We start from the raw sequence: 19,243 nt of genomic DNA on the forward strand, positions 1-19,243 counted from the left end.
GCTGAATACATGCCAATTGTCTCGAAAGACTCGGGAAATGCTCCAAGAATTAACGCAATTAAAAATATCAGTGCCAGAATATAGGGATTTTCAATTTTTAAAACCCTTGATAATTCACTGTTGTAACCATCGGCAAGAATCATCCCAAGAATAAACGCAAGATAATAGGTATTCAGGAATAAAATCAAAGCCACGATATAAAATATCCAGCGGTTGCGAAGTTTTCCGAACAAAGAAGCAAAAGAAAAAACTATGAAACTTCCTATGAACTCAATAGTTATCGTCCATAACACACTGGTGTATTGACTGACTGCCGGAAAATATGTAATCTGCCCCTGGACAAAAACACCCCAGAATGCGAGTGAGATCATATCCCCAAAACCTTTCAAATCAAGAATATCCCTCGTTCCAGGATATACATAAAAGTAAATTATAAGCAGAAAGAACAAAATGGGAATCAGCAATCTTATATACCGTCTGACTGCGCTGGATACAAGGGTCTCATGTTTTTTATTATTAAAAAATGGCAGAGTAAGTACATACCCGCTTAAGACGAAAAAAATGCATACACTGAACTCGCGCCCGGTGAACGCGAAATCCATCAAAGGTGAGACGATAATGAAAAAAGGGATAAAATGACCTAAGAATACCGTAAAAGCGGCAAGTCCTCTTAAACCTTCAAGATATCCTATCTTCTCTGTCATCTCTATCTCGAAAAAATTAATTTTATCAGAAAAGTAAATCGATTATTGAGATTATACAGTTTCCGTTTTTCTGCCTGGACAAAAAATGGTAAGCCTCAGCCGTGATTTGAACACGGGACCTGCTGATTACAAGTCAGCCGCTCTGCCAACTAAGCCACTGAGGCGCCATAATATTTTGACGTTTGATGGTAAAAAAGATGGTGCCCATTTCACGTATTTTCCCGCCAGTAACCCGCAAGGCAAAAATTCCCCTGGCCGATTTTGGGTAAAGATACAAATATCTTATACCCCCCGGCACAGACGTAGTAGTACAGATGGCCCAACTGACCGTGGATATCGGGGGCAGCCCGGGTATTGGCTGCCGCGGTTTCTGCGAATACTGTTATTTCAAGAAAGTCCGGGGAGTGCAGCCCCTCGGGTGCCGGTACTGCCTGCCGTTCAAGAAGGGCTGCGACTACTGCACCCGGGGCGTGAAGGAGGAGTACGCCGGGTTCAAGGATCTCCGGAGCATAGCGGACGAGACCCTCGCGAGCCTCCAGTCCAGGCAGGGCGAGATCGAGAGGATCACGATCAGCGGGGGGGGCGATCCGAGCTGTTACCCGCAGTTTAAGGACCTCATCGAGCTGCTCGGCAGCACGGAAGCCCCGCTCCATATAGGGTACACGAGCGGAAAGGGCTGGGACGACCCGGCGATCGCAGATCTCCTCCTCGATAACGGGCTCACGGAGATCTCGTTCACGGTCTTTGCCACCGACACGAAACTCCGGAAGAAGTACATGCATGACCCAAGCCCGGAAGCATCGCTTGCGATCCTCGAAAAACTCTGCGGGGCAGTCGACGTGTACGCGGCAACGGTCGTCCTCCCGGGTGTGAACGACGGCAAGGTGCTGGAGGAGACCTGCCGGTGGCTCCAAGACCGGGGGGCAAAGGGCCTGATCCTGATGCGGTTTGCGAACAATGCTGACCAGGGACTCATCCTCGGCAACGGGCCGGTCATGGGAAAGCAGAAGATCCAGAGCGTCGAATCATTCCGTGACATGATCACGGACCTCAGTAAAAAGTTCACTATGAAAATATCTGGCACCCCGCTCTGGGACCCGGAGATCGGCTCGCCGTTTGCGATCCGCCACGAACCGGACCTGCTTGCAAAACTCCCCCGTGTCACAAAACGGGCGACTGTAATCAGCGGGAGCATTGCCACGCCGTTCATTGATACGATCCTCTCCGCGTGCGGGTCCGAAGTCCCGGTCGTTCCCGTCAGCAAGGAGATTGCCTGCCTGATCACTGCCGACGATATCCGCAGGCTCGATCTATCCTCGCTCGGATCGGTTGTCATCATCCCCGGCCGGGCCTTCGTGCACGATGCCGAGGCAGAGGAGATCCTCTCACGCGATGGAATCGATCGTGAGGTGATCCGGGGGCCGGAGACGCTGACTGCGGATGCCGAAACCAGCATGGGGATGATCCGCGACCAGGTGCTCGAGATGGAAATGGAAGGTTTCGGAGACCTGATCAGGCTGATCAACCGGTATGGTGTCTGACGATTTCCATCGACCCTGCCAAAGAACCGTAAAAGAAAATTAATTATATTTTTGAGGACTTCCTGCCTCATGGCCCGCGGGGCATGGCGGTGCTATTCCTTTACTTCCAAATCGGTTTGTATCTGAGGAACACCTTCCCGTTCCTGAATGTCCGTGTTTCGAGACGCTCCAGCTCCATTTTCCTGACACCCTGGAACAGGTATTTGCCTGCGCCTAATATGATCGGGTTGACCATGAGGCCGAATTCGTCGATGAGGCTGAGGTTTGCAAGTTGCTGCACTATGGAGCCGCTCCCGAGGATTGCCATATTCCCGCCCGGCTCCTCTTTCAGATCACGGATAGCGCCCGGAGTTATTTCGCGGATAACCCGGACATTCTTCCAGACCGGCCCATCCTTCACGGGCTCCAGTGTTTTTGAAAAAACGATCTTCCGGGCATGGTTCATAACCCCGGCAATCACCGGGTCGTTCTTGATCGCAAACGGGCTGGACCAGAAACTTTTCATCATCTCGTAGGTGGTATGGCCGAAGACCAGCGTGGAAGACGGATCGGCCTGCTCGATTGAGAACTGCCTGTCCTCTTCATCCTCATGTCTGAACCAGTCGATCTCACCGTTCGGCCCGGCAAAGAACCCGTCCAGCGATACGATGGTAAATGCAGCGAGTTTTCTCATATGGTTTTTACTGACGGTCTGAATTCGTGATAAATGTTCCCGTATCTTCTATTTTCACTAGTGGATGCTCCGGAAAACATAATTCCCTCCAAGTATCGCAATACGGGGTACCCACGCAGTGGGGACCGCCGAAGGCTTGTGGAGAAGATTTTGACTAAATCTTTGACTACGGAGCCCCCGGAAGATTCAACCCGGCGATAAAAAAATTTCAAAATAATCCCTTGTTGAATCAGAAAAAACCGGTAAAATAAGAAAACCCTTGTGAAAAATGCTGCGGGAGGGTTACGATCCCCCGATCTCCAGATGTCCCAAAGCGTGAACGTGAAGAATCTGTTCAACAACCCTATGAGTCTGGCGCCCTAACCAGCTAGGCCACCGCAGCACAAAAAGTGCATAATAAAAAGGCCGTAAAAATTATTAAAGGTATTCATGAGTCGTCGGGATGAACGACTCACTCCTTCTTCTGCTGCATGTACATGTTGACTGCCGCCGTGATCGCTGCCACTTTCTTGCCCTGGTCAAAGGAACCGGCAAGCGTCTGCATCCGGGTCTCCTCATCGCGCTTGTACCGCTCGAGGGAGTTGAGAATGTGCTCTTCCTGCAGGAAGTGCGTGTGGGTGTTGCCCTCCACGAACTGCTGGTTGTTCATGATCGCATAGTGGAGCGGGAGGGTGGTCTTGATCCCGAGGATGATGTACTCCGAGATCGCCCTCCGCATCCGTCGGATCGCTTCCGGCCGGGTGCTGTCCCAGGCGCAGAGCTTCGCGATCATCGAGTCGTAATTCGGGGGGATGGTATACCCCATGTGGATGCCGCTGTCCATCCGGATGCCGGGACCTCCGGGCGAGCGGTACCGTACGATCTTCCCGGGGTCCGCAGCGAAGTTGTTGAGCGGGTCCTCGGCATTGATCCGGCATTCGATCGCATGCCCCCGGATCGAGAGATCCTTCTGCTCGAAGGCCAGCGACTCACCGGCAGCGATCGCGATCTGCTGCTTGACGAGATCGACACCTGTTATGATCTCCGTGATGGTATGCTCCACCTGCAGCCGGGTGTTCATCTCCATAAAGTAGAAATTGTCCTGGCTGTAGAGGAACTCCACGGAACCGGCATTGGAATAGTCCGATGCCTCGGCCACCTTCAGTGCGGCCTTCGACATCCGCTCGCGCAGCCCGGCAGTCATGATCGGCGACGGTGCCTCCTCGATCAGTTTCTGGTGGCGCCGCTGGATCGAGCACTCCCGGTCGTAGAGGTGCACGGAGTTCCCGTGCTCATCGGCCAGCACCTGGAACTCGATATGCCGGGGCTTGACGAGGTACTTCTCTATGAAGACCGTAGCGTCGCCGAACGCGGACTTCGCGATCCGCTGGCTTCCGGTGATCGCGTCCTCCAGCCCTTTCTCGTTCTGGACAATCTGCATCCCGATGCCCCCGCCCCCGGCGCTTGCCTTCACGATGACTGGGTATCCGATCGACTCTGCGATCTTCTTTGCATCGTCGATGCTGCTGATGCCGCCGTCCGTTCCCGGCAGGACCGGGACGCCGGCCTCTTTCATCATCTGTTTGCTGCCGATCTTAGACCCCATCGCCTTGATCGTCTTCCACCGTGGCCCGACAAAAGTAACGCTCTCGTCAAGGCAGAGCTTCGCAAACCGGTAGTTCTCGGCCAGGAACCCGTAGCCCGGGTGGATCGCCTCGGCGCCGCTCTTCTTCGCAATATCGAGGATCCGCTCCATGTTCAGGTAGCTCTTCGAAGGGTGGGCCTCGCCGACATGGAATGCCTCGTCTGCATACTTTACGTGGAGTGCATTCTTGTCGGCGTCAGAATAAATCGCTACGGTCTCGATATCGAGCTCGCGGCAGGCCCGCATTACCCTTATTGCAATCTCCCCGCGGTTGGCTATCAGGAGTTTCTCAAAAAATTTCATTGGACCACCAGCAGGACATCGCCGTTCTGGACGACATCGCCGGTGTCGACAAAGATCTCGGTGACCTTGCCATCCACCGGGCTGTGGATCGGGTTCTCCATCTTCATGGCCTCGAGCACGATGAGCGGGTCCCCTTTCTTTACCCGGCTGCCACGGCTGACGAGCACCTGGAGGACCATGCCCTGCATGTTGCTCTTGATCCCGCCGGCGTATTCGCCCCGGGGGATCTTCGCCTGCGGCGTGACACTGGCCACTTCCACTTTGCTGCCACCGATGGAGATGATCTTGACCGAGAAGACTTCCCCGTCCACCTCGACCTCCATGATGCCCGGCATACCGGTTTCGGCTTTGGGTGACGGTTGATTCCCCGGGAGATTTTCCGCCACCTTCCCGCCTTTCAGGAATGCCGGGGCGATCGCCGGGTAGAGGATATAGGTGAGAATGTCTTCCTCTTTCTTCACGAGGCCCGCGGTCTCTGCCTCTTCTTTCATCTTCGCATAGGCAGGTTCCAGCAGATCTGCCGGCCGGACCGTGATCACCTTCTCGTCGCCTATAATGAGAGAACGGATCTCATCGGAGACCGGCGCCGGGGATTTCCCGTACAGTCCCCGGACGTAATCCTTGACTTCCTTGGTCACATTCTGGTACCGCCTGCCATTGACCAGCACATTCAGCACTGCCTGTGTTCCCACGATCTGGCTCGTGGGCGTGACGAGCGGCGGGTACCCAAGGTCCCGTCGCACCCGTGGGATCTCTTCGAGCACCTCGTCCCACCGGTTGAGTGCGTCCTGTTCCTGGAGCTGCGACACGATGTTTGATATCATGCCGCCGGGGAGCTGGTAGATGAGCACGTCGCTGTCGACCCGCTCTGAGATCGGGTTGATCAGGCCGCCGTATTTTTCGCGGATCACGAGACACAGGTTGCGGACGGACCGGAGTTTGATCAGGTCGATACCTGTGTCACGGGGGGTTCCCCTGAGTGATGCCACAATACTCTCGGTCGGTGGCTGGGACGTGCCCATGGAGAACGGCGACATTGCCGTATCGAGAATATCAACGCCGGCTTCAATCGCGGCCTCATAACTCATCGGCGCGATCCCGCTCGTAGAGTGGCTGTGAAGGCAGACGTTCACATCCACGGATTTCTTGATTCCGGTGATCAGGGCTTTCGCCGCGTCCGGCATGATGAGCCCGGCCATGTCCTTGATGCAGATCGAGTCGCAGTCGAGCGCATAGAGCTCCTTTGCCATTTCGATGAAGGTGTCAGTGCTGTGGACCGGGCTGGTGGTATAGGATATTGTAGCCTGGAGGTGGGCGCCGACATCCTTGACCCGTTTCATCGACCGGGTCATGTTCCGGATATCGTTGAGTGCGTCGAACACACGGAAGATCTCCACGCCGTTCTTGTAGGACGCATCGACGAACTTATCAACCACGTCATCGGGATAGTGCCGGTATCCCACGAGGTTCTGGCCGCGGAGGAGCATCTGTATTGGGGTATGGTTCAGTTCTGCCCTGAGCGCACGAAGCCGGTCCCAGGGATCATCGTTCAGGAACCGGATGCAGGTGTCAAAGGTTGCGCCTCCCCAGGCTTCGACTGAAAAAAATCCGCAATGATCGATCTCCCTCGCAAGAGGGATCATATCCTCAGTCCGGAGCCGGGTCGCGATCAGCGACTGGTGGGCATCCCGGAGTGTGGTATCAGTAATCAGGACTTTTTTGGATGCGGCAGCATGCATAGAGGAGACCTCTGACGGGCAGCAAAATATTGTACAGCCTCTCAAAAATTCATCGGTAAAGTATAAAAAATTCACTTACGGGAATGAGAGCGATAACGGTCACGCAGCATGCAAGCAGGCTGGCGATTACATCACGGCGTGTCGTTTTAAAGACCGGGCAGAGCGACCCGCCATTGCAATAGCCCCTGACCGCAAGGAGTTCTGCTGTATCGTCAGCCCTGCGGAGAGCATTGTTAACCAGTACAATTCCCCCAGGTACGATTCCTGTTGCACTCAGGGGTCGCTGTTTTAGTTTTTCTGCCAGCCGTATCTTTTCAAAATCAGCAATAAGCAGATCCATCGCCTGCATGCCCATATCGGCAACCAGGCCAAGATCAAACCCGGCTTTGTCTCCAAGCAGCCAGACCCCCAGCTGCAGGAACTCTCCTTTTTTCTGTTCCGAATATACCCAGGCCCCGATGAGGACGATCACCATCATGCGGATGAAGTATGATACGCCGTCTCCCCCGGTAATCGCAAGCACGATGGCAAAAAAACCCACGAGCGCTGCAAGCGACAGGAACAGCTGGGCATTTCTCCGCAGTGACAGGTTACGGGCAAAAACCAGGCACCATATACCCGCGGCTACTGCACCCGTAAGGTTGAGAAATGCGATGGCCGACAGGAGTACAGCGACCCCGGTCCGCAATCTTACGTCCTGCATGCTGCCTCCACCAGATCACCGGGGGAAATATTATCCGGGATCTTTCCTGCTGCAAGAAGGTTCCTGACAAGTTTCGGGGCGTGTTGCCATAACGGGAGAGCGTCCGGCACCCGTCCCCGGTATTCGAGTTTCCCGCACGAGATCTCCCAGATATGGTCCACCCGGGGGAAACACATCTGCTCATGGGTGAAGATGATCGTAATACCCTGCGTTCTTCCCGACAGGTCCCGGCATACCCGCTCTTTTTCACGGCAGTCCAGGGAGCTGACCGGTTCATCGAGAATCAGGAGATCGTATTCCTTTCCGAGGAGGCAGGCAACGTGAAGGCGCTTGAGTTCTCCCCGGCTCAGCCGGACCGGTGAGAGCGCCTCTTTTCCCTCGAGTCTCGTGGCAGCAAGGACAGTATCCGGATCGACTCCCCACGATTCACATTCTTCCCTTACCGTCAGCCCGGTGACATGGTATTCGGGAAACTGGAACGAGAGCATGGAAGACGTGATCCCGTCCCGCTCAACGGAGCCGGAGACCGGTGCAGTGAGGCCGGCGAGCGCCAGGGCAAGGGTCGTCTTCCCGGACCCGACATCCCCGCTGACGAGATGTATTCCCTCAGTAAAAGTTCCGTGTGCCTGCACCGACCAGTCTCCTTCACCCCGGTTCGCCACAACCCCGTTCAGTGAGAGCTTCATGCCCTGCACCGCCATGAAAGAGGATAAAACGGCGTGCCGGCAAGCCGGGAAAAAACTTCCGGGGGAGTTCCACAAAAACATGCCGCTCCTGCGTCAAGATACAGGACATAATCGCTTTGTGCCGCGACTTCCATCTGCTGGGTGCTCTGGATGACGTACGGGATCGCGCTCTCCCGGATCAGGTGACCGAGAATATCAGTCCGTGATTCATCGAGATGGGAGTCGCATTCGTCCAGGATGAGAACGTCCGGCTGGTGCACGGTTGCGGCAGCAAACGCAACCAGGATCTTCTCGCCGCCGGATAATCCCCGTATAGCGCGATCCCGTAACCGGGAGATGCCGCACCGCTCAAGACACAAGCCGGCACGTTTCGTTGTCTCTTCACAGGTTACCCTGCGGAAACGGAGCGGGGATGCAACTTCGTCCATCACGGTCTCAAAGAGGATATTCCGGTCCGGGAACTCGTTCACCCACCCGACTTCCGTATTCCGTGGGGAATTGTTTCCGATCAGGATGGATCCGGATGCCGGCAGATCGATGCCGGCACAGAGCCTGAGCAGGGTGGTCTTCCCGCTGCCATTGGGTCCGATCACTGATGTGATGCCTTGCCTGATGTCCAGCGAATCGATTGCGAGCAGCATGTGGCGAAGTGAACGGATCGTGATCATGGCAGCCGTTCTGCGATCAGGTATGCGGCACCGGCCTTGATCACGTCACCGATAACGAAGGGGATGACTCCCGCAACAAATGCCGGGACCAGTCCCATCCTGAGGGACAGGATCAGCCATGCCACGCCAAACAGGTAGATAATTATTGTCCCGAGAACGATCCCTGCAATATGGAAATATTTTGATCCCTGCTCGTACGCAAGTCCCACGACAAGGGCAGCGAATATGAACCCGATCAGGTATCCGCCGGTAGGGCCAATGAGAACGCCCGGCCCGGTCATACCGGTATAGAATACCGGGAGGCCCAGCGTGCCCAGGATGATGTAAAGCGCGACCGGAATTGCCGCGTATCGTTTCATTACGGCACCGGTGAGGAGGACAAACAGGGTCTGCAGGGTAAACGGCACCGGAATAAACGGGATGGAGATCCAGCCCCCGAGGGCGATCAGGCCGATACATGCTGCAGACCAGGCAATGATTCGTGATTTGTCGGGATCGCCAAACATCGTCAACCTAATAAAAAATGGCGGTTGACGATAAAAAAATACCGCTTGATGCGTGGGGCTTACTGGTGGAAACAGTCGCCGGCGATAACGCGCTCGAGTTTCCCGTTCTCTTTCCTGATGATGAGGGCGCCGAACTCATCGATATCTACTGCATCGCCTTCGAAACTGTTCTTGAGTGTCCGGATCTGGACCCGGTTCTCCAGCGTGCAGGAGATGCTCTTCCATTCCTGGACGATCGCATCGTATTCCCCGCTCTCGACAAGGAGATAGCGGCTCTCGAACTCCTTGAGTATGCGTGCAAGGAACGAAGCACGGTCGACCTCATGGCCCATCTCGGCACTGATAGAGGTGATCCGGTCCTGCAGTTCCGGTGAAAAATCACTGATCGGGACGTTGACATCGATACCGATACTCAGGAGGCAGTGGTGCACAACATCCGCCTCGGCGGAAAGTTCGAGGAGAAGACCGGCCACTTTTTTGTTGCCGATGAAGACATCGTTCGGCCACTTGATCAGGGCACCGATGTCAAACTCATTCCGGATTGCCCGGGCCACGGCAATGGACCCGGCCATCGTGATCATGAAGATGTGATCAACGGGCACGTGGGGTTTGAGGACAATCGTGATCCATATCCCGCCGCTCGGCGAGACCCATGCCCGGCCCATCCGGCCCACTCCCCCGGTCTGCTCCTCGGCAATGATCACCATGCCGTGCATCTTCTCCACATCTCCTTCGGACGTGAGCTGCTTGCCAATCCAGATCGTCGATGGCGTGTTCTCGATATACCGCATCTTCTTCCCGATCACCTGCGTGCGGAGTTTTTTATGGATCTCGTAGGGAAGGAGCTTGTTGCTGGTCCGGGTGAGCCGGTATCCTTCCTTCTGGGATGATGAGATGTCGTACCCCATCATCCGGAGTTCGTTGATATGTTTCCACACGGCCGAGCGGGTCATTCCCATCTCGTTGCTTATCGCCTCGCCGGACAATGGTCCCGTTGCACGTTCAAGGATCTCGAGCACTCTGAAAGCCGAATCTGGCACACTATCACCTCTTGGAATCGATCTGTTCTGAATCAAGGGGGCAGGGGTCCTTGCCGCAGACCTGTTTTATAATCGCTGACTGGTTCTCCATCAGTGTTGCCAGGTCAAAGATCCCGGTGATGTCGACAATGCCGATTGCACCGATGGCATTCCCGCTCTCATCACGGAATGGCGTCACTCTCACCGGGACTCCCTTGTATGCCCCGGCTGATGGTGTCACCTGGATCTGCTGGTTCTTTGCGATCGCTTCGAGAAGAACAGGTCCGTTGTAGTGGCGGTCGACTACCCTGCCGTCTTCTACCCGTATCCCATCCATGTCCCGGGATTTTGCCGTTACCGGAAGGTGGTGGATCAGTTCATGCACCGCGAGGACGATGGGCTCAAGATCATGTGCCTCTGCACTGCAGGATAACGTATACCGGTCCATGGGTTTTCCTCAAGTACTCTGGTCATTCTTTAGCTAGATGAAGATTGCGTAACAGCAACACAGCGTGGCGGTGCGATGGATAGTGAGAGAAACTGGGAAGATAATTTTTCTATAAAAATAATTGAACTCAGATCAACGGAGATGACATTTTCGCAAGCAAAGAACATGATAGCTCTTATCGCATCAAACCAGCCTTCGGGAGATGGTAAATCAATAAATTCGTACTAACGGGAAATTATAAAATCCTTCAATACCTGCGAGGGTCCCCCGCCTCAGGGCCTCTCCGAGGCACGACGGGGCAAAATGCTTTTTTAATAATGTTTTCAATCGTTGATCCGTCGCGGGGGCGCCTTTGTCGGGGGTAGCGGCGTTGCTCGTAAATTAAGATATATAGATTCCTTCTCAATATGATCAATTTAAACCCAAAACAGAATTAATCCAAAATAGGATTTTCTTCCGAATTGTTGGAATGGTCTGGGGCAACAGCCTGCCTTGCTTATTTCTCTCATAAATCTTGTTGATTTACTCCGGTAATACCGCCTCATCGCTCTATGGGGGATGCCACAGCAGTGGGGGCGAAGCCCAAAAGAGTGTTCAGAGATTTTTCCGGGCAATCGCTTCGGCCAAAAAAACTTCATAACACGGTCTGCTCACCCTGGCAGCAGAACTTTTTCAGAAATTCCCGGGACGGATATTCGTGGACGCTCGTCACAACGATCTTCCCTTTCCCGAGAGAATATCCGATGATCACATCGGCTGAGCCTGTCACACCGAGGCAGGTGCCCCCATGGGACGGGAACGACCCGTCGCATTCGATCCTGTCCGGATCATAGTCATCGATCAGGTCCGCGCCCGGCGATCCCTTCTCGCACCTTACCTGTGCCGGGTGGAAATCATGGGCATACGTGACAGGAAACGGGAGCCAGTCATAGGCGCCAGCCTTGTCCGCAGCCGCCCCAAAAACCAGGAGGTTGCCCCCGTTCTCAACAAACCTTTCTATCCGGGGGGAGGATGCACGGAGCGCCGGCAGCAGGTTCGTGTACTTTGCATTGCCAAAACCGGTCGGGATGATCAGGCAGGTGAACTGCCCGCGGAAGAAGGGGGCGGCAAGCATGTGCGGGGTGACAACTTCGCAGACGGCCCCGCAGTCCTCGATGTACCGGGAGAAATGCTGCGGTGTTTCCCAGACAAATCCTACCCGGCAGCTCATATCAGCCTCATCCCTTGATTACGCTGATAGGGGAGAGCCGGGCCACGAGCCGCGAGATGCCGACATCGTGTACAACTTTCACGACCTCGTCACTCGACTTGTAGACCTCCGGTGCCTCGTCCACGAGCGCATTATCACTCGGTGCCCTCACCATGATGCCCTCCCGGAGCAGGTGGTCAGCGATCTCTTTGCCGCTCAGCTGTTTCTTGGCCTGCGATCTGCTCATGATGCGCCCGGCACCATGGCAGGTGCTGCCAAACGTCCGGTCCATGGCAGTCTGCGTCCCGCGAAGCACGAACGAGGATGTCCCCATGCTGCCGGGGATGATGACCGGCTGGCCCAGGGAGGCGAGTTCCGGCGGGAGATCCGGTGCGCCGGGCCCGAATGCCCGGGTCGCTCCTTTGCGGTGGACGCAGACGGTGCTGCGTTTCCCGTCGACCGTATGCTCTTCCATCTTTGCGACATTGTGGGCTACATCGTACACGAGCGGCATCTCCCCGTAATCGATCCGGAACATCTTCGAGAGGATCTGACGGACTGCATGGGTGATCATCTGGCGGTTGGCCCATGCATAGTTTGCCGACGCGGCCATTGCGCCGAAATATTCCTTTCCTTCCGGCGAGGTAATGGGGGCACAGGCCAGCTGGCGGTCGGGGAGCGTGATATGATATTTTTTGGTCGCGCCTTCCAGCACTTTCAGGTGGTCCGTGCAGGTCTGGTGACCGAGCCCCCGCGACCCGCAGTGGATCATGCAGCAGACCTGTCCTGCCCGGAGACCGAAGGCCTCTGCAGCCGCTGCGTCGTAGATCTCCTTTACAACCTGTATCTCAAGGAAATGGTTGCCGGACCCGAGGGTGCCACCCTGGGGGATCCCGCGCTGCTTGGCCTTTGCAGATACCGCCCGTATATCTGCCTCTTTCATGCATCCTTTCTCTTCGCAGCGCACCAGGTCGCGGGAGAGACCAAAGCCATTCTCCACCGCCCAGCGGGCGCCTTTCACCATCATCTCGTCCAGTGCTTTGGGCGAGACCTTGTGGGAACTTTTGGCACCTACTCCTGTGGGGACCGCGTGGAACAGCCCTTCAACCAGATCGCGGTGGCCTGCTACATCTGCCTGTACCAATGGCGTGGTGATCAGGCGGACCCCGCAGTTGATGTCAAAGCCGACACCGCCCGGGGAGATGACTCCCGTGTCAAGGGCGAACGCGGCAACACCGCCGATCGGGAAGCCGTATCCCCAGTGGATATCGGGCATGGCGAGCGAATTTTTTATGATGCCGGGCAGGGTGGCAACATTCGCCAGCTGCTGGAGGGCGCCCGGTTCAAGGACCTGTGCGAGATGCTCTGAAAGGAAAAACCTTCCCGGGACCCGCATGCCGGGCACATACCCGACCGGTACTTCCCATTCGTTTACGCCGATCCGGTTTACCCCGTCGATCATCTGGTCATCCCCGTCCTTTCTCCGCGTATTTACCTGCGATTATACATCAAATAAGATCTCCAACATATATCCGTTCGTATCCTGCACAACGGACAAGCCCGAATAGGAGATCCCCTTCACTTCAGAACCTCCGGCATGGCGATCACGGTCGAAAGGCTCGCCGTCCAGTACTGCGTGGAGATGCGTCCCGGTTATCCGGATCTTTGGATGTGAAAATACCAGGCCGTCCACTTCCGACCGGAAGAGCACTTCCGAGAGGAAATCCGCAAGCAGCGCTTCCGTGTCGCCGGCATCCACGTCAAGTTCAGCAGTAACCTGTGCACGGCGTTCTTTCCCGTACATGATCTGCATCAGCGCCTCGCAGGCCTCGGAGAAAAGGGTTTCAAGCGTCGGGGCATGTGCCCGGATTTTTATATCTGCCGTATGCGGCACTTCTTCAAAACTCATCCGCGTTCGTACCTGGTCAGTTCATTATCGTCGAAGAACGGGATCATGTCCATCTGGATGGTGTTGAGGAACCGTGCCTGGTGGACCGAGACATAGATCATCTGGTTGCCCGCTTTCAGGAGGAGGTCGGATTTTTTGGGAGACTTGATACGGGTGGAGAGCAGTACCGGCCCGCCGCACGAAGTACAAACGCGAAAATCACAACCCCGCTTATTGATATATTCCAGTACTTCAGGGGCAATGGTGACTTCGCCGAAACCGGCAGGTTCCTGAGAATGAGCATACATGATGCTAATAGCATAGGAAGGCTTTAGTAAAAAACGGTTATGGATCAGGGACGCGCCGGCGGTTATGCAACCCCGACAATCCCTGTCACAATGTCAACATACTTTTCCTTGAGTTCATAACTGTTCAGTCCATCAGCATTCCGTATGGCACGGAGGATACCGATGCGGGAAGCAATGATACCGACCATGGACGCAATCGCATGGAATGTGACCGTGAACCGTTTCTGGAGTTCGGCAACAATCTCAGCGATAGTGATCGATCGGGTCTTTACAAAGAGGATGAGGACTTCGCGCCGGATTCCCGTCCTGTCTCTGGACAGGTAGGAGCGCAACCGCCCTTCAATCACTCTCTTGATCTCTGAAGGAGATCTCATACTTTTACTCTAATCCGTTCTCTGTATATATATTTTTTGATTTTGTGCGTTTTAAAATCCCTGTTTGAAGATTCGGCCATTTTAAAAAGAGACAAAAATTTTCTGCGAAATCCGGGAAATCGCAGGAAATTACCTGCGCGCGGAACATATTCCGGGAGGAGCAGTTGGGGTTCGATCCTGTTAACTGGAAAATCATATCTGGTAAATATTTAATCGTTCGTGAACAGATGATTACGATATGGGATTGATCAACTATAATATCGAGAAGTACTCGCCAAAACAGTTGGTGGTAATCCCGCTCGTTCTCCTCATCATCTCCCTGATTGTCCTCGCCTATTATATAGCGATGACCGGGATGCCCGTTACGCCGGGTATTGATTTTTCCGGGGGAACAGCGGTCACAATTCTGACAACGGATACTCCTGCCCAGCTGCAGTCGACCTTTGCAGGTTATCCTCTTGTCGAGGTCAGTGATGTGAACGGGGGAAAATTCTTGACGTTCAGCGAAATGGATACTACGAAATTTAATTCCCTGACCGCCCTGATCAGCCAGAAATATCCCGATTCAACGATCGAACAGATCGATCAATCCTTCGGCAAGACCCTGCAGTACCAGGCTGTAATTGCCCTGATCTTCTCGTTCATCGGCATGGCGATCGTGATCTTCGTCTCTTTCAGGACCTTTGTCCCCGCCTTCGCAGTCGTCCTCTCCGCGTTTGCCGACATGGTAATGACTGCGGCCATGATGAATGTCGTAGGGATCACGCTCTCGCTGGGTACAACCGCCGCCCTCCTGATGTTGATTGGTTATTCCGTCGACAGTGATATTTTGCTGACAAACCGGGTGCTGAAACGGCAGGGCAAACTGCATGACAAGCTTGCCGGGGCATTCCATACCGGTATCATCATGACCTCGACAACATTTGCTGCGGCAACCGCGCTCTTCATTGTCTCGTGGTTCGGGTCGATCCAGATGCTTATGGATATCTCGGCGGTATTGCTCATCGGGCTTGTTGCCGATGTCCTCAACACCTGGCTCACGAACGCGGCAATCCTGAAATGGTATGTCCAGAAAGGAGGCGGGAAATGAACGAAAAGGAGATCAAGGCACTCCTGACCGACTGGAGAATTGCCACCCTGATCATTCTCATTATCCTCTCCGTGATCGCGATTTATCCGCATTTCGACCAGAACGGGAATATTGCAACCAACCTACAGTACGGTCTCGACCTCCAGCAGGGCTCGTGGATCCAGCTCGAGCTCAAAGGCGAAGTCGTGGGTTTCACTACCGACCGGCCGGTGAACGATTTCATCGCGAACCTCTCCCAGAGCCTCGACACGGAAGTTGACCAGGTTGATGCAACCCACCTGGAGATACGGAAAGCATACACGCAGCCGGAGCTCGAGACCCAGTTCAGTAACAATGGCGGGACGCTGACGAGTTACCAGCAGGGTGTCTCCAAGGCGACCGCGGAAGACGCCAAGATGATCCTGGAAAACAAGATCAACTCCCTTGGCACCAAGGACGCAACCGTCAACACGCTGACCGGGTTCAACAACGTGGCCCGCTACATCCGGATCGAGATGGCCGGCGTAGATATGAACGAGGCACAGGAGCTTGTCGGGCATCAGGGCAAGTTTGAGATCCGCGTGCAGACCACCGGCAATGATACCGAGCATGTGTTGTTCGGCAACGATATCACCAGCGTCCAGACTCCCGCGCAGAACCCGGCAGGAAGCGATAACTGGGGTGTTGCGTTCACGCTGAGCGATGCGGGGGCAGCGGCATTCCAGCAGGCTGCGATCCAGTCCGGGGCAACCGATGATCCCACGCAGCATTACCTGACGATGCTTCTCGACAACCAGACCGTCTATTCCGCGCCGCTGAATACGGCCCTCGCGACAGAACTCAAGACCCAGCCGACCCGCCAGATGATTGCATCGACCGGGACCGGTACGTACGGGTCCCAGCAGGCGACGAACCTGGAGATCCACCTCCGGGCCGGTGCGCTCCCGGTCGATGTCAGCATTGCGGGTTCCGGCAGCACGTCAGCACCGCTTGGGGAACGCTACAAGGTAATGGTGCTCCTCGCAGGGATCCTCGCGCTGGTAACTGTAGGTCTCGTGATCTACTACCGGTACCGCGAACCGAGCATTGTCCTCCCGATGGTACTGATCAACGCGTCGGAGATCCTTATCCTGCTCGGGTTCATCGCCCTGATCCGGTTCCAGATGGACCTGCCGACCATTGCCGGCCTGATCGCGGTGATGGGGACGGGCATCGACCAGCTGGTCGTGATTACGGACGAGATCCTGCACGAAGGAAAGGTCCCGAGCCCCAACCTCTATCTCAAGCGGCTGGCCCGGGCGCTGGGTATCATCGTGGTTGCCGCAGCAACGGTGATCATCGCGATGATCCCCCTCGCACTCATGGACCTCTCCACGCTCAAGGGTTTTGCCCTCATCACCATCCTCGGTGTGCTGGTCGGCGTCATCGTGACCCGGCCCGCGTATGGCAAGATCATCATGGAGATCCTCTCCAAGTAGCGATACCATAGGTTTATCTTTTTTTTCATCGAGTAATTTACCGGGTAAACTCACATGAGCAGACCGGTTTTGTTTGACTTTTTTGCCACCTGGTGCGGTCCCTGCAGGATGCAGACACCGATCATCGAGGAACTGGCAAAGAAGATGGGGGAAACAGTGGAAATCCGCAAAGTGGACGTGGACCAGGAAATGGAACTTGCGGGAAAATACGGCATCCGCGTTGTCCCGACCCTCATTATCGAAAAGGACGGGAAGGTCGTCCAGTCCCTGGAAGGGGTTACCGATGCAGCAACCCTTGAAAAACTTTTAACACCCCTGGTGGGATAGCCCGGTGAAGATCGGTATTGTCGGCGGGACAGGAGATATCGGTGAAGGGATGGCGATGCGCCTCTCACCGATCTTCGATGTAGTCGTGGGATCCCGCGAACAGGACAAGGCTGAAGCAACCTGCACGATGAGCCGCGAACTTCTCAAAAAACGCGGGAAGGAATGTTCCCTCAAAGGTGTCGGGAACCAGGCGGCAATCGACGAAGCGGATATTGTTATCATTGCGATTCCCTATAAGCACCTGACGGGGACGCTCGAGACGCTTCATGGGTTTGAGAATAAGATCGTTATCAGTCCGGTCAACCCGATGGAGAAGCAGGACCATTTCTGTTTTGTTCCCCCCGCCGAAGGCTCGGCCGCACTCCTGATCCGGAAGCTGCTCCCAAAAGAGGCACGGATCTGCTCAGCATTCAACACGATTGCCGCGAACAAGTGGAAGGCGCTTGACGAGGAACTCAATTACTCTGTCCCGGTATGCGGGGATGATGCGGAGGCAAAGCAGGAGGTCATGGCGATCGTCAATAAAATATCCCATCTCCGGGCATTCGATGCCGGTCCCCTCTCCGTTTCCTGCATGGTGGAATCACTGACACCGCTCCTCCTGAATATCGCGCGGTATAACAAGATGAAGGATGTCGGCATCCAGTTCCTCTAAGGTCCGCAGGATCGTCCGGGCCCTGGACCTGCGGTACGGGAAGATCCCGTGGTGGCCCGGGGATACCGAAGAAGTGATGATCGGTGCGATCCTCACGCAGCAGACCCGGTGGGAGAACGTGGAGCGGGCTCTTGCGGACCTGAAGAGCCGGGGACTCTGCACCATGGCCGGGATCCATTCTGCGGATAACGCGGAGATCGAATCCGCGATCCGTTGCACCGGTTTTTACCGGGTCAAGGCACGACGTCTGAAATCCCTTGCACAGTTTGCGCTGGAGAAATGCGGGGGTGTTCAGCGGATGGCGGAGATTCCCACAACAGAACTCCGTGAGGGCTTGCTGGCCGTTAAAGGGATTGGCGAGGAGACCGCTGACAGCATCCTCTGTTACGGTTTCTCCCGGCCAGTTTTTGTTGTCGATGCTTATACAGAACGGATGGTCCGGTGCGCCGGCATTATGGAACCCCGCAACCGGCTCAAGCCATTGTTCGAGTCCGTGCTCCCGAAAAACAACGAAACCTGCCGGCAGACCCATGCGCATATCGTGGAATACGCAAAAGAGTACTGCGGGAAGAAAAGGTGCGATGCATGCATACTCGTGAATTCGAACGAATAGGAAAGCGGCTGTTTGCCGAACACCTGGTGGGCGGCAACTTTGGCAACATGAGTCTCCGGTCGGGGGACGAAGGGTTCCACATCAAGCGGACCGGTGACTATCTCGATGACGTGCGTGAACTGGTCTTTGTCCCGTTCGATGGTCCGGTACCCGGGAATGCCTCAAGCGAGTTCCGGGTTCATCTCGCGGTCTACAGAACCTCTTCTCATGCTGCAATCGTCCATGCGCACCCGCAGGCTGCTATTGCAGCTTCGCTTGTCATGGACCGGATCATTCCGGAAGACAGCGAGGGGAAGATGTTCTGCCCCGAGATCCCGGTGGTTGGCGGTGCCCCGGGCTCGCAGGAGATAGCCGATAACGTGGCTGATGTCCTCGCCCGTTCGAAGCTCGTGATCGTGCGGGGGCACGGTACGTTTGCCGCGGGACGGACGCTGGACGAGGCGTACCAGTTCACTTCGCTGGCCGAGCACTCGTGCCGGGTGCTGGCGCTCAAGCGGGATTTTGTGCGGGAATGATTTTCCCGGCTGAAAATTTTTTCGGTTTGGGAATTTTTTATTATATTTTTTAAACAGACTGATTTTTTTAAATAAGATTTCGCTTTCGAAAATTTTTATAGGATTTCTTTCAGGCAAATCATCCGATCTGGTTCCAGTACTTCACTAATTTCAAGAATGGATCAATAACGCCAAATTTTCCTACACACCCCCAATCCGGATTCTGGTCCATAA

22 protein-coding genes and 2 tRNA genes are annotated in these 19,243 nt (G+C 55.1%); 7 read left to right on the forward strand and 17 right to left on the reverse strand.

From position 1 onward, the window contains the following. The coding region (locus WBL42_RS03725; protein ID WP_424719922.1) for an acyltransferase family protein at positions 1 to 704 on the reverse strand (704 nt) is incomplete at its 3' end. 91 nt (positions 705 to 795) lie between these two features. Next, positions 796 to 868, reverse strand: a tRNA-Thr gene (locus tag WBL42_RS03730). A 150-nt stretch (positions 869 to 1,018) separates the two neighbouring features. Between WBL42_RS03730 and mmp10 the strand changes: the two genes are divergently transcribed. Beyond that, entirely contained in the window at positions 1,019 to 2,245 is a 1,227-nt protein-coding gene (gene mmp10 / locus WBL42_RS03735) for a methyl coenzyme M reductase-arginine methyltransferase Mmp10 (RefSeq protein WP_424719923.1), read from the forward strand. Positions 2,246 to 2,345: 100 nt separating this feature from the next. Here the strand turns inward: mmp10 and WBL42_RS03740 are convergent, their stop codons facing one another. The 15 genes from WBL42_RS03740 to WBL42_RS03810 form a co-directional block, all read right to left on the reverse strand. Beyond that, positions 2,346 to 2,918: a dihydrofolate reductase family protein gene (locus WBL42_RS03740; RefSeq protein ID WP_424719924.1), complete on the reverse strand. Its 573-nt coding sequence runs from the start codon at positions 2,916 to 2,918 to the stop codon at positions 2,346 to 2,348. A gap of 269 nt (positions 2,919 to 3,187) precedes the next feature. After that, positions 3,188 to 3,300 (reverse strand) — tRNA-Met (locus tag WBL42_RS03745). 69 nt (positions 3,301 to 3,369) lie between these two features. Beyond that, positions 3,370 to 4,845 carry an acetyl-CoA carboxylase biotin carboxylase subunit gene (locus WBL42_RS03750; RefSeq protein ID WP_424719925.1) on the reverse strand — a complete coding sequence of 492 codons (1,476 nt, stop codon included), beginning with the start codon at positions 4,843 to 4,845 and terminating at the stop codon, positions 3,370 to 3,372. Continuing rightward, positions 4,842 to 6,584, reverse strand: coding sequence for a pyruvate/oxaloacetate carboxyltransferase (locus WBL42_RS03755; RefSeq protein ID WP_424719926.1), 1,743 nt, complete (start codon positions 6,582 to 6,584; stop codon positions 4,842 to 4,844). The genes WBL42_RS03750 and WBL42_RS03755 overlap by 4 nt, the downstream gene beginning before the upstream one ends. 49 nt (positions 6,585 to 6,633) lie before the next feature. Further along, entirely contained in the window at positions 6,634 to 7,287 is a 654-nt protein-coding gene (locus tag WBL42_RS03760) for a hypothetical protein (protein WP_424719927.1), read from the reverse strand. Then, positions 7,275 to 7,973: an ATP-binding cassette domain-containing protein gene (locus WBL42_RS03765; protein ID WP_424719928.1), complete on the reverse strand. Its 699-nt coding sequence runs from the start codon at positions 7,971 to 7,973 to the stop codon at positions 7,275 to 7,277. The genes WBL42_RS03760 and WBL42_RS03765 overlap by 13 nt, the downstream gene beginning before the upstream one ends. Further along, positions 7,970 to 8,641, reverse strand: coding sequence for an ATP-binding cassette domain-containing protein (locus WBL42_RS03770; RefSeq protein WP_424719929.1), 672 nt, complete (start codon positions 8,639 to 8,641; stop codon positions 7,970 to 7,972). The genes WBL42_RS03765 and WBL42_RS03770 overlap by 4 nt, the downstream gene beginning before the upstream one ends. Next, a complete protein-coding gene (locus WBL42_RS03775; protein WP_424719943.1) occupies positions 8,638 to 9,147 on the reverse strand; it encodes a biotin transporter BioY in 510 nt (169 codons plus the stop codon). Before WBL42_RS03775 ends, WBL42_RS03770 begins: the two co-directional genes overlap by 4 nt. A 59-nt stretch (positions 9,148 to 9,206) precedes the next feature. Continuing rightward, positions 9,207 to 10,187 carry a biotin--[acetyl-CoA-carboxylase] ligase gene (locus WBL42_RS03780; RefSeq protein WP_424719930.1) on the reverse strand — a complete coding sequence of 327 codons (981 nt, stop codon included), beginning with the start codon at positions 10,185 to 10,187 and terminating at the stop codon, positions 9,207 to 9,209. Positions 10,188 to 10,191: 4 nt separating this feature from the next. Further along, entirely contained in the window at positions 10,192 to 10,614 is a 423-nt protein-coding gene (locus WBL42_RS03785) for a DUF2111 domain-containing protein (RefSeq protein ID WP_424719931.1), read from the reverse strand. A 634-nt stretch (positions 10,615 to 11,248) separates the two neighbouring features. Beyond that, entirely contained in the window at positions 11,249 to 11,824 is a 576-nt protein-coding gene (locus WBL42_RS03790) for a hypothetical protein (RefSeq protein WP_424719932.1), read from the reverse strand. A gap of 7 nt (positions 11,825 to 11,831) precedes the next feature. Next, positions 11,832 to 13,265, reverse strand: coding sequence for an RtcB family protein (locus WBL42_RS03795; protein ID WP_424719933.1), 1,434 nt, complete (start codon positions 13,263 to 13,265; stop codon positions 11,832 to 11,834). 39 nt (positions 13,266 to 13,304) lie between these two features. Beyond that, the gene (locus WBL42_RS03800) at positions 13,305 to 13,712 is read right to left on the reverse strand and encodes an archease (protein ID WP_424719934.1); all 408 of its coding nucleotides are present in this window, start codon (positions 13,710 to 13,712) and stop codon (positions 13,305 to 13,307) included. Further along, the gene (locus WBL42_RS03805; RefSeq protein ID WP_424719935.1) at positions 13,709 to 13,999 is read right to left on the reverse strand and encodes a hypothetical protein; all 291 of its coding nucleotides are present in this window, start codon (positions 13,997 to 13,999) and stop codon (positions 13,709 to 13,711) included. Before WBL42_RS03805 ends, WBL42_RS03800 begins: the two co-directional genes overlap by 4 nt. Before the next feature lie 62 nt (positions 14,000 to 14,061). Further along, positions 14,062 to 14,373: a DUF2551 domain-containing protein gene (locus WBL42_RS03810; RefSeq protein ID WP_424719936.1), complete on the reverse strand. Its 312-nt coding sequence runs from the start codon at positions 14,371 to 14,373 to the stop codon at positions 14,062 to 14,064. 238 nt (positions 14,374 to 14,611) lie between these two features. Here WBL42_RS03810 and WBL42_RS03815 point away from each other — a divergent pair, with 238 nt between their 5' ends. Genes WBL42_RS03815 through WBL42_RS03840 form a run of 6 tightly spaced genes read left to right on the forward strand, consistent with a single transcriptional unit; the run spans position 14,612 to position 19,030 of the window. Beyond that, on the forward strand, positions 14,612 to 15,463 hold the full coding sequence (locus tag WBL42_RS03815) for a protein translocase subunit SecF (protein ID WP_424719937.1): 852 nt from the start codon (positions 14,612 to 14,614) through the stop codon (positions 15,461 to 15,463). After that, on the forward strand, positions 15,460 to 16,920 hold the full coding sequence (locus tag WBL42_RS03820; protein ID WP_424719938.1) for a preprotein translocase subunit SecD: 1,461 nt from the start codon (positions 15,460 to 15,462) through the stop codon (positions 16,918 to 16,920). The genes WBL42_RS03815 and WBL42_RS03820 overlap by 4 nt, the downstream gene beginning before the upstream one ends. 54 nt (positions 16,921 to 16,974) lie before the next feature. Further along, positions 16,975 to 17,247, forward strand: coding sequence for a thioredoxin (gene trxA, locus WBL42_RS03825; protein WP_424719939.1), 273 nt, complete (start codon positions 16,975 to 16,977; stop codon positions 17,245 to 17,247). Between the two features lie 4 nt (positions 17,248 to 17,251). Further along, a complete protein-coding gene (gene npdG / locus WBL42_RS03830) occupies positions 17,252 to 17,902 on the forward strand; it encodes an NADPH-dependent F420 reductase (RefSeq protein WP_424719940.1) in 651 nt (216 codons plus the stop codon). Continuing rightward, positions 17,880 to 18,515 (forward strand): endonuclease III domain-containing protein, encoded by a 636-nt coding sequence (locus WBL42_RS03835; RefSeq protein WP_424719941.1) that lies wholly within the window; start codon positions 17,880 to 17,882, stop codon positions 18,513 to 18,515. The genes npdG and WBL42_RS03835 overlap by 23 nt, the downstream gene beginning before the upstream one ends. After that, positions 18,488 to 19,030 carry an aldolase gene (locus WBL42_RS03840; RefSeq protein WP_424719942.1) on the forward strand — a complete coding sequence of 181 codons (543 nt, stop codon included), beginning with the start codon at positions 18,488 to 18,490 and terminating at the stop codon, positions 19,028 to 19,030. Before WBL42_RS03835 ends, WBL42_RS03840 begins: the two co-directional genes overlap by 28 nt. The last annotated feature ends 213 nt before the right edge of the window (positions 19,031 to 19,243 follow it).

This window comes from Methanoregula sp., assembly GCF_049686655.1.
In the GTDB taxonomy this organism is placed as follows: Archaea; Halobacteriota; Methanomicrobia; order Methanomicrobiales; family Methanospirillaceae; genus Methanoregula.

What these genes read in the sequence shown, in the direction of transcription:
- mmp10 (WP_424719923.1), top strand. Translation starts at nt 1,019, where the DNA reads ATGGCCCAACTGACCGTGGATATCGGGGGCAGCCCGGGTATTGGCTGC.
- WBL42_RS03740 (WP_424719924.1), bottom strand. Translation starts at nt 2,918, where the DNA reads ATGAGAAAACTCGCTGCATTTACCATCGTATCGCTGGACGGGTTCTTT.
- WBL42_RS03750 (WP_424719925.1), bottom strand. Translation starts at nt 4,845, where the DNA reads ATGAAATTTTTTGAGAAACTCCTGATAGCCAACCGCGGGGAGATTGCA.
- WBL42_RS03755 (WP_424719926.1), bottom strand. Translation starts at nt 6,584, where the DNA reads ATGCATGCTGCCGCATCCAAAAAAGTCCTGATTACTGATACCACACTC.
- WBL42_RS03760 (WP_424719927.1), bottom strand. Translation starts at nt 7,287, where the DNA reads ATGCAGGACGTAAGATTGCGGACCGGGGTCGCTGTACTCCTGTCGGCC.
- WBL42_RS03765 (WP_424719928.1), bottom strand. Translation starts at nt 7,973, where the DNA reads ATGAAGCTCTCACTGAACGGGGTTGTGGCGAACCGGGGTGAAGGAGAC.
- WBL42_RS03770 (WP_424719929.1), bottom strand. Translation starts at nt 8,641, where the DNA reads ATGATCACGATCCGTTCACTTCGCCACATGCTGCTCGCAATCGATTCG.
- WBL42_RS03775 (WP_424719943.1), bottom strand. Translation starts at nt 9,147, where the DNA reads ATGTTTGGCGATCCCGACAAATCACGAATCATTGCCTGGTCTGCAGCA.
- WBL42_RS03785 (WP_424719931.1), bottom strand. Translation starts at nt 10,614, where the DNA reads ATGGACCGGTATACGTTATCCTGCAGTGCAGAGGCACATGATCTTGAG.
- WBL42_RS03790 (WP_424719932.1), bottom strand. Translation starts at nt 11,824, where the DNA reads ATGAGCTGCCGGGTAGGATTTGTCTGGGAAACACCGCAGCATTTCTCC.
- WBL42_RS03795 (WP_424719933.1), bottom strand. Translation starts at nt 13,265, where the DNA reads ATGATCGACGGGGTAAACCGGATCGGCGTAAACGAATGGGAAGTACCG.
- WBL42_RS03800 (WP_424719934.1), bottom strand. Translation starts at nt 13,712, where the DNA reads ATGAGTTTTGAAGAAGTGCCGCATACGGCAGATATAAAAATCCGGGCA.
- WBL42_RS03805 (WP_424719935.1), bottom strand. Translation starts at nt 13,999, where the DNA reads ATGTATGCTCATTCTCAGGAACCTGCCGGTTTCGGCGAAGTCACCATT.
- WBL42_RS03810 (WP_424719936.1), bottom strand. Translation starts at nt 14,373, where the DNA reads ATGAGATCTCCTTCAGAGATCAAGAGAGTGATTGAAGGGCGGTTGCGC.
- WBL42_RS03815 (WP_424719937.1), top strand. Translation starts at nt 14,612, where the DNA reads ATGGGATTGATCAACTATAATATCGAGAAGTACTCGCCAAAACAGTTG.
- WBL42_RS03820 (WP_424719938.1), top strand. Translation starts at nt 15,460, where the DNA reads ATGAACGAAAAGGAGATCAAGGCACTCCTGACCGACTGGAGAATTGCC.
- trxA (WP_424719939.1), top strand. Translation starts at nt 16,975, where the DNA reads ATGAGCAGACCGGTTTTGTTTGACTTTTTTGCCACCTGGTGCGGTCCC.
- WBL42_RS03835 (WP_424719941.1), top strand. Translation starts at nt 17,880, where the DNA reads ATGTCGGCATCCAGTTCCTCTAAGGTCCGCAGGATCGTCCGGGCCCTG.
- WBL42_RS03840 (WP_424719942.1), top strand. Translation starts at nt 18,488, where the DNA reads ATGCATACTCGTGAATTCGAACGAATAGGAAAGCGGCTGTTTGCCGAA.